This is a genomic window from Thalassococcus profundi, from assembly GCF_003344785.1.
GTDB classification, from domain to species: domain Bacteria; phylum Pseudomonadota; class Alphaproteobacteria; order Rhodobacterales; family Rhodobacteraceae; genus Puniceibacterium; species Puniceibacterium profundi.
In genome coordinates this window covers 1-6,922 of sequence record NZ_QPMK01000034.1, presented here as the reverse complement: position 1 = coordinate 6,922, position 6,922 = coordinate 1, and the positions used below count along the sequence as shown (strand labels likewise).

The following is a 6,922-nucleotide window of genomic DNA, read 5'->3' as shown; positions in this document are numbered from 1 at the left end:
CGGCGGCCATCTGGCCCAGCCGTTCCGCGGCGGCCCGGTCCCCGGCCTCGACCGCGCGGCGATAGAGCGCGATGGCCCGGTCGGGATCGGCCGCGGTGCCGCGCCCGGCCTCGACCATCGCGGCCTGGGCGGTCATGGCCCGCGGCAGGTCGCTGTCGGCGGCGCGTTCGAGCCAGCGATAGGCGCGGGCGTCGTCCTGCGGCAGCACGTCGCCGGCCAGGAAACCCTGGGCCAGGTTGAACATCGCGCCGGGATCGCCGGCGTCGGCGGCGGCCTCGAGCCAGCGCAGCGCCTCTGCGGCGTCGGGGTCGACATCCTGGCCCAGCAGATAGCGGGTGCCGAGGTCGCGCTGCGCGATCGGCAGCCCGGCCTCGGCGGCGCGGCGGTACCAGCGCCGGGCCTCGGCGGGGCTGGCCTCGACGCCGGTGCCGTGGTCATAGGCGCCGGCCAGGAAATACTGTGCCTGCACGTGGCCGCCCTCGGCCGCCTGTTCCAGCCAGTGCAGCCCCTGTTCGACATTCGCGGTCTGACTGTCGCCCCGCAGGTAGCTGCGCGCCACCGCGAACTGCGCCTCGAGGTGGCCCTGTTCGGCGGCGGCCAGGTACCAGTCGAAGGCCGCCTGCGGATCGGGCGCGACCCCGTCGCCCGCGGTCAGAAGCCGCGCCAGCATGACCTGGGCGTTCGGGTCGCCCCGGGTGGCGGCGCTGCCCAGCAGATCGGCGGCCCGTGCCGGATCGCGCGGCACCGTGTCCAGCCCCTCGGCCAGCAGCACCTGTGCCAGCAGGGTGGCGGCATCGGCGTGGTTCTGCGCCACGGCCTTTTCCAGCCAGCCCACCGCCGCCTTGATGTCGCGCGGCCCGCCGCGCCCCTCGATCAGCACCCGGCCATAGCGGTACTGCGCCAGCGGCGTGCCGGTCTCTTCGGCCAGGGCCTTCAGCCCGTCGCGGACAAAGACGAAATCGCCCCGTGCCCAGGCCTGTTCGACCTCGGCCATGCCGGGCCGGTCGGCGGCCTCCTCGGCGGCGGGATGTGCGGCGGTGTCGGGTGCGGTGTCTTGCGCCGGGAGCGGCAGCGTGAGGGTCAGAAGGGCAAGGGTGGCGCAGGCGGGCAGGACAGAGGGGAAAATCCGGGGCATTCAGGGCCTATTCTGGCATAATCGACTGGGTTCAATGGGCGTGACTTACCGCAAGGGAGCCACGTCGCGCAAAAAGGGTAACGCGGAACGCCGGGCCGTGCGAGCCTCAAATCGCGCGTCGCTGCCAGGGCCGGACCGCCGCCCCGCCGCAGGGACCGCGGTGGCGAAGGCCCGCGCGCGCCGCCATTCGCCGGTCGCGGTGCCCGGCAGGGACACGGGGGATGCCTGCGGCATACGAGAGACGCTGTCTCTCGTGCTCTCTGAGGGTTATTCTGAACCGAAGAAGGGGGGAGGGTTGGCGATTGCCCCGTGCCGCGGGGCGTGGTTACATGTGTCCCGAGCGAGAGGGTTTTTTCAGCAATGCATTACACGACGAACGAAGAGCGCCGCGAGGCGGGCTTTTCCCTGCTGGAACTGATGGTGGTGGTCGTGATCCTGTCGATTCTGGCGCTGGTCATCGTGCCGCGGGTCATCGACCGGCCCGACCAGGCGCGGGCGGCGCGGGCGCAGTCCGACATCGCCGCGATCGCCAGTGCCGTGAACCTCTACCGGCTGGACAATTTCCGCTATCCCACCACCGAACAGGGGCTGGCCGCGCTGGTCAGCCAGCCCTCGGCCCCGCCCGAGGCGCCGAACTGGTCGGGCTACATGGACCGGCTGCCGCAGGATCCCTGGGGTCAGCCCTATCAATACCTGGCCCCCGGCGTGCACGGCGATTTCGACATCTTCACCTATGGCGCCGACGCCGCCCCGGGCGGGTCGGGCGCCGATGCGGATATCGGATCATGGATGGCACAATAGGCCCCGGATCAGACCCTGACACGGCCGGATTCACCCTGATCGAGCTTCTGGTCGCCGTCGCCGTCCTGGCGGTGCTGGCGGTGGGGGCGAGCCTGGCCGCGACCCGCGGCAGCGGCGGGGCGGAGGATGCGCAGCGCTTTGCCGACCGGTTCGCGGCGCTGCGCCAGCTGGCGGTGCAGGGGCAAAGCCCGCGCGGGCTGCAGATCACCCCGCGCGGGCTGCGCATGGTCAGCCGTCGGGACGGGGTCTGGCAGGAGGACGGCCAGGAGGTCCGCTGGCGCGGACGCGTGGGTTTTGCCCCGCAGGAGCCGCCCGGCAGCGGCGATGCGCCCGAGATCGTGTTCCTGTCCAACGGCCGCACCAGCGCCTTTTCGATCCGGTTCGGCAGCGGCGCGGGACAGCTGTGCCGCAGCGACGGCTGGACGGGGCTGACATGCGACGACGCCTAGACGACGACCGCGGCCTGACGCTGCTGGAACTGGTGATCGCGGTGGCGGTGCTGTCCATCGGGACGCTGGCGGCCTTGCGCGCCACCGACCAGTCGCGGCTGGCGCTCTCGGGCGCGCAGACCCGGCTGCTGGCGCAGGTGGTGGTGCAGAACCGCGCCGAGGAGCTGCAGCTTTACGGCGGCACCGGCGGGCCCCTGCCCGGTACGGTCGAGATGGGCGGCCGCCGCTTTGCCGTCACGGTCGCCTATCAGGCCACCGCGGCGGGGCTGCGGCAGGCCAGCATCCGGGCCCGCGCCGACACCGGCGAAGGCGCGTTGCTGGTGGCGGTGCTGCCGCCGCCCGGGGTGCGGTGATGCGGCACACGCGCAAGACGGACGGCGGGCTCACGCTGATCGAGCTGGTGGTCGCCATGGCGATCTTTGCGCTCATCGCGGTGATGGGGCTGCAGGCGCTGACCGGGGCGATGCGGATGCGCGACCGCCTGGCCGACATCGACACCGACACGGCCGAGCTTGGCCTGGCGCTGGGGCTGTTGCGGGCTGATCTGGGCGCGGTGGCGCCGCTGCTCTTCTATCCGCCGGACGGGCCGCCGCTGTCGGCGCTGCGGCTCGACCCCGCCGGCCGGGTGCTGGGCCTGTCGCTGGCCGGGCAGCCCAGCCTGCCGGCGCGGCCCGGACCCGGATTGCAGCGCGCCGAATGGCGGCTCGACGCGGGCACCGGCACGCTCAGCCGCCGGGTCTGGCCGGTGCTGCATCCGGCCGAGGCGGGGCAGGCGGCCCCCGAGGTGGTGCTGATGACCGGGCTGCGCGGCTGGTCGCTGCGCACCTACTGGGAGGGGATCGGCTGGGTCGCGGGCAGCACCGGCAACACCCCGGCCATCGCCCCCGAGATCGGACCCGCCGATGACGACGAAGCCACCGAACGCCAGCCGGAAAGCTATTCCAGCATCCTGCCCGAAGCGGTGGAACTGACCCTGCAGACCGCCGAACTGGGCGAGATCGTGCTGGTGGAGAGCCTGAAATGACCCCGCGGTCACGCGGTTTCGTGCTGGTCAATGCGCTGGTGCTGGTGGCGGCCCTGGCCGGGATCGCCACCTTCCTGCTGGCCCGGGCCGAAGGCGCGCGGGCGCGGGCACATGAGGCGCAGGGGGCGGCGCAGGCGCGGCTCTACCTCGATGCCTTCGAGGCGCTGAGCATCGGCATCCTGAGCTCCGACCGGGCCGGGGGCGGCATGGATCACCCGGGCGAGGATTGGGCCCGGGCCGATTACGACGTGCCGCTGGACCGGGGCCGCGTCGCCGGCGAGATCGCGGATATGCAGGCTCTGTTCAACGTCAACTGGCTGGCCAACCCCTCCGATACCCTGGCCCGCGACGGGTTCGAACTGCTGGTGACGCGGCTGGGGCTGCGGCCGGGTCTGGCCGAGGAGATCCCGGCCTTCCTGAGCCGGACCGGCCCCGCCGACAAGACCGCCTATGCACGGGCCGACCCGCCCCTGCGCCCGGTCGGCGGACCGGTGCTGTTCCTCGATCAGCTGCTCGACATGCGCGGGCTCGGGCCGCGCGATCTCGACCGGTTGCGGCCTTACCTGACGGCGCTGCCCGGGTCGCAGCCGCTCAACGTCAACACGGCGCCGGCGCTGGTGCTGCAGGCGATGATGCCCGGGATCGGCCCGGTGGTGGCCGACCGGCTGCTGCAAAGCCGCAGGCTGGAGCCGTTCGTGTCGGTCGACGATTTCGTCATGCGCCTGGGCGGCCTGGGCGCGACCGCGGTGCTGAGCGAAGAGGACCTGCCGCGCTTTGCCGTGGGGTCGTCGTGGTTCCGCGCCGACATCCACGCGACGCTTGACGGTCACAGCCGCCACAGGATGACGGTTTTCGAACGTCCGCCGCTTCCCGCCGGCATCCGGGTGGCCTATCGTCTGGCCCGGGTGCCGTGACCCGCATGGCCCGAGAGCAGGAGAGACAGTGCCCGTGAGTGCCGGACAGGACATCGCCCTGCATGCGCTGGGGGCGGAGATGCCCGCGGGCCGCCACGTGGTCCTGGTGCCGGGGGCGGAGGTGCCGCTGCTGGCGCTGGACCTGCCCGAGCGCCTGCGCGGCCCGGCGCGCGAGGACGTGGCCCGGCGCCAGCTGCGCGACCGCATCGGCCTCGATGCCGCGCGGATCGAGATGCGGCCCTTTTCCCCGCCCGGCGGCGGCGATAGCTGGCGCCGGGCGCTGGTGGCGGATGCCGAGGCGCTGGCCGGATGGCGGGCGCAGGCGGGGCCGGGCTGCCGCGCGGTGCTGCCCGATTACCTGGGCCTGCCCGCCGCCGCCGAGCTGTGGTCGATCGAGGTCACATCAGGCTCTGTTCTGGCGCGATTGGGGCTGGAGGACGGGTTTTCCGCCGATCCCGACCTGGCCCGGCTGATGCTGGAGCGGGCGCTGGAAGACGCGGAGCCGCCGGCCCCCAGGGCGGTGTTGCTGAACGGCGAGGATGCCGGGATCGCGGCGCTGTTCGCGGCGCGCGACATCCCGGTGGTGACCGAGGCAGCGGCGCTCGATCCGTTGGGCATCGCCGCGCCGCAGGTGCTGGGGCATGGCGAAATGGGCGTCGACCTGCGCACCGATCCGCGCGCCGCGCGCGACCGGCTGCGCGCGCGGGTGCTGCCCTGGCGCTGGCCGCTGCTGATCGGGCTGCTGGCCGCGGCGCTTTGGGGTGCGGCGCAGGGGCTGGGCACCCGGGCGCTGGAGCAGGAGATCCGCGCCGAACGCGCCGCGACCCTGGCGCTGGTGCGCGAAAGCTTCGTGCCCACCGGCCCGGTGCTGGACGTGCGCACCCAGGTGGCGCGGGCGCTGGCGGCGCGGCAGGATGCGGCGCGGGACTGGCGCGGGCGGGTGTCGCCGCTGACGCTGCTGGGCCGGATCGCCCGGGTGGTGGATGGCAGCGGCGCCGTGTCCGAGGACTACGGCTTTGACCGCGACCTCTGGACCGTGGTGCTGCGGCTGGGGGATTTCGCCGCCGCCGAGGCGCTGGTGCGCGACCTGCGCGACGCCGGTCTGCAGGTCGAGGTGGCCGATCTGCGGGTCAGTGACGGCGACAGCGGCGTGCGCGCCGAATTGCAGGTGAGGGCCGGGGAATGACCGACCGGCTGATCGACCTGCTGCTGCGGCGCGCGCCGCGCGAACGGCTGCTGCTGGGGCTGCTGGTGATCGCGGTGCTGCCCACGGCCCTGTGGTTCGCGGTGCTGGAGCCGATGGCGGCGCGCCGCGCCGAGGCCCGGGCCGAACTGACCGAGGTTCGCGCCCTGCAGGACTGGGTCGCGGCGCGGGCCGCCGAAATGGCCGCCCTGGGCCAGGCCGAGAATTCCGGCCCCGCAGCCCCGATCGGGCTTTCGGCGCTGGAACAGAGCCTGATCTCGGCGGATCTGCGCCCCGCCGTCACCGGTCTTGCCAACCGCGAGGGCGGCGGCATCGATCTGCGTTTCGAGGCGGTGGATTTCGCGGTGCTGATGGGCTGGCTCAGCCGTCAGGATCCGGGCTGGGGTTATGACATCGCGGCCTTCCGCATCACCCGCGGCGAGGAGCTTGGCGTGGTGGCGGCGGAGTTGCAGCTGGTGCCGCAGGTCTGAGCAGGACGGAGGCGAGGGGATCGCCCCCGGTCGGGGGCGATACGAGAGACGCCGTCTCTCGTGCTCTCTGAGGGTTATTGTGAACCGAAGAAGGGGGCGGGCGGGGTCCGGGACCCTCAGCCCAGGGCCTTGAGGCGGACCTTGATGCTCGCCTGGCGGCCGGCGAGGGCGCCCAGGGGGTCGAGTTCGGGCTCGGAGGCCAGCACTTCGGCGATCGCCGCGTCGGCGGCGTGCAGCAACTGCCGGGCCGCGGCCGGATCGCCCTGCTGGATGGCGACGAGGCCCAGTTCGTGTTCGGCGGTGGCGGCGACCGACAGGGCAGCGCGGCGGGCGCTGCCGGACTGGCCCTGTGCCAGCGCCCGCGCCTCGCGCCGGGCCGCGGGATAATCGCCCGCGCGCAGCAGGGAATGGGCGTATTCGAGCCTGATCCGGGGCTCCAGCGGTCCGGCCCGGGTCAGAAGCCGTGCGTAGGTGCGGCTGGCCCGGTCGAACTTGCCGTCCTCGAGCGCGTCGCGGGCGGCGAAATACTGGTTGCGAAAGCCCGCGTCGCCGGTCGAAGGGCCGTCTTCGCAGCTGACGAGCGTCAGCACGGCAAGGAGAAGGACCCCCGCCCGAACGGTGTGATATCGCTGCATTGCCTGCTCATTTTCGGTTTTTTATGTTTTTGGTTTTGCCGAGGATTTTATCATGTAAGCCTTTGCGCGTCTACGTGTTTCCCCGCCGCCCCTGCGCGTGCCCTGCCGGATCTCTGCCCCGCCATGCGTCTTTTGGCCTTTCTTGCCGCCCTTGCCGCGCTTGCCGCCACCGCCCTGGCGGGGCAGGAGCTGTGGCAGACCTGGCAGGATCCGGTGCCCGAGCGGGCCGTGCCCGCCGCCGCGGCCAGCGCCGAGGCGCCGCCCCAGGACCCCCGCAGCGCCGCGCCGCC

At 73.0% G+C, this 6,922-nt stretch carries 9 protein-coding genes; 7 read left to right on the top strand and 2 right to left on the bottom strand.

The genetic code is table 11. The features are described 5' to 3' along the window. On the bottom strand, window positions 1-1,135 hold a 1,135-nt coding region (locus DU478_RS22370), incomplete at its 3' end, for an SEL1-like repeat protein (RefSeq protein WP_147276405.1). Window positions 1,136-1,495: 360 nt separating this feature from the next. On the opposite strand from DU478_RS22370, the gene gspG reads away from it, so the two are divergent. The 7 genes from gspG to gspM are packed head-to-tail and all read left to right on the top strand — an operon-like array spanning window position 1,496 to window position 5,997. Continuing rightward, a complete protein-coding gene (gene gspG, locus DU478_RS22365; RefSeq protein WP_114513059.1) occupies window positions 1,496-1,936 on the top strand; it encodes a type II secretion system major pseudopilin GspG in 441 nt (146 codons plus the stop codon). After that, window positions 1,921-2,385 carry a prepilin-type N-terminal cleavage/methylation domain-containing protein gene (locus DU478_RS22360; RefSeq protein ID WP_114513058.1) on the top strand — a complete coding sequence of 155 codons (465 nt, stop codon included), beginning with the start codon at window positions 1,921-1,923 and terminating at the stop codon, window positions 2,383-2,385. The genes gspG and DU478_RS22360 overlap by 16 nt, the downstream gene beginning before the upstream one ends. Further along, entirely contained in the window at window positions 2,370-2,738 is a 369-nt protein-coding gene (locus DU478_RS22355) for a type II secretion system protein (RefSeq protein WP_114513057.1), read from the top strand. Before DU478_RS22360 ends, DU478_RS22355 begins: the two co-directional genes overlap by 16 nt. After that, on the top strand, window positions 2,738-3,409 hold the full coding sequence (locus DU478_RS22350) for a type II secretion system protein GspJ (RefSeq protein ID WP_114513056.1): 672 nt from the start codon (window positions 2,738-2,740) through the stop codon (window positions 3,407-3,409). Before DU478_RS22355 ends, DU478_RS22350 begins: the two co-directional genes overlap by 1 nt. Continuing rightward, window positions 3,406-4,323 carry a type II secretion system minor pseudopilin GspK gene (gspK, locus tag DU478_RS22345; protein WP_114513055.1) on the top strand — a complete coding sequence of 306 codons (918 nt, stop codon included), beginning with the start codon at window positions 3,406-3,408 and terminating at the stop codon, window positions 4,321-4,323. Before DU478_RS22350 ends, gspK begins: the two co-directional genes overlap by 4 nt. Continuing rightward, complete coding sequence (gspL, locus tag DU478_RS22340) at window positions 4,301-5,509, top strand: type II secretion system protein GspL (protein ID WP_233501557.1); 1,209 nt, start codon at window positions 4,301-4,303, stop codon at window positions 5,507-5,509. Before gspK ends, gspL begins: the two co-directional genes overlap by 23 nt. Continuing rightward, window positions 5,506-5,997, top strand: coding sequence for a type II secretion system protein GspM (gspM, locus tag DU478_RS22335; protein ID WP_114513053.1), 492 nt, complete (start codon window positions 5,506-5,508; stop codon window positions 5,995-5,997). Before gspL ends, gspM begins: the two co-directional genes overlap by 4 nt. A gap of 116 nt (window positions 5,998-6,113) precedes the next feature. On the opposite strand, the gene DU478_RS22330 is transcribed toward gspM, so the two are convergent. Next, entirely contained in the window at window positions 6,114-6,632 is a 519-nt protein-coding gene (locus DU478_RS22330; RefSeq protein ID WP_114513052.1) for a tetratricopeptide repeat protein, read from the bottom strand. Window positions 6,633-6,922 lie beyond the last annotated feature (290 nt).

What these genes read in the sequence shown, in the direction of transcription:
- DU478_RS22360 (WP_114513058.1), top strand. Translation starts at nt 1,921, where the DNA reads ATGGATGGCACAATAGGCCCCGGATCAGACCCTGACACGGCCGGATTC.
- DU478_RS22355 (WP_114513057.1), top strand. Translation starts at nt 2,370, where the DNA reads ATGCGACGACGCCTAGACGACGACCGCGGCCTGACGCTGCTGGAACTG.
- gspG (WP_114513059.1), top strand. Translation starts at nt 1,496, where the DNA reads ATGCATTACACGACGAACGAAGAGCGCCGCGAGGCGGGCTTTTCCCTG.
- gspK (WP_114513055.1), top strand. Translation starts at nt 3,406, where the DNA reads ATGACCCCGCGGTCACGCGGTTTCGTGCTGGTCAATGCGCTGGTGCTG.
- DU478_RS22330 (WP_114513052.1), bottom strand. Translation starts at nt 6,632, where the DNA reads ATGCAGCGATATCACACCGTTCGGGCGGGGGTCCTTCTCCTTGCCGTG.
- gspM (WP_114513053.1), top strand. Translation starts at nt 5,506, where the DNA reads ATGACCGACCGGCTGATCGACCTGCTGCTGCGGCGCGCGCCGCGCGAA.
- DU478_RS22350 (WP_114513056.1), top strand. Translation starts at nt 2,738, where the DNA reads ATGCGGCACACGCGCAAGACGGACGGCGGGCTCACGCTGATCGAGCTG.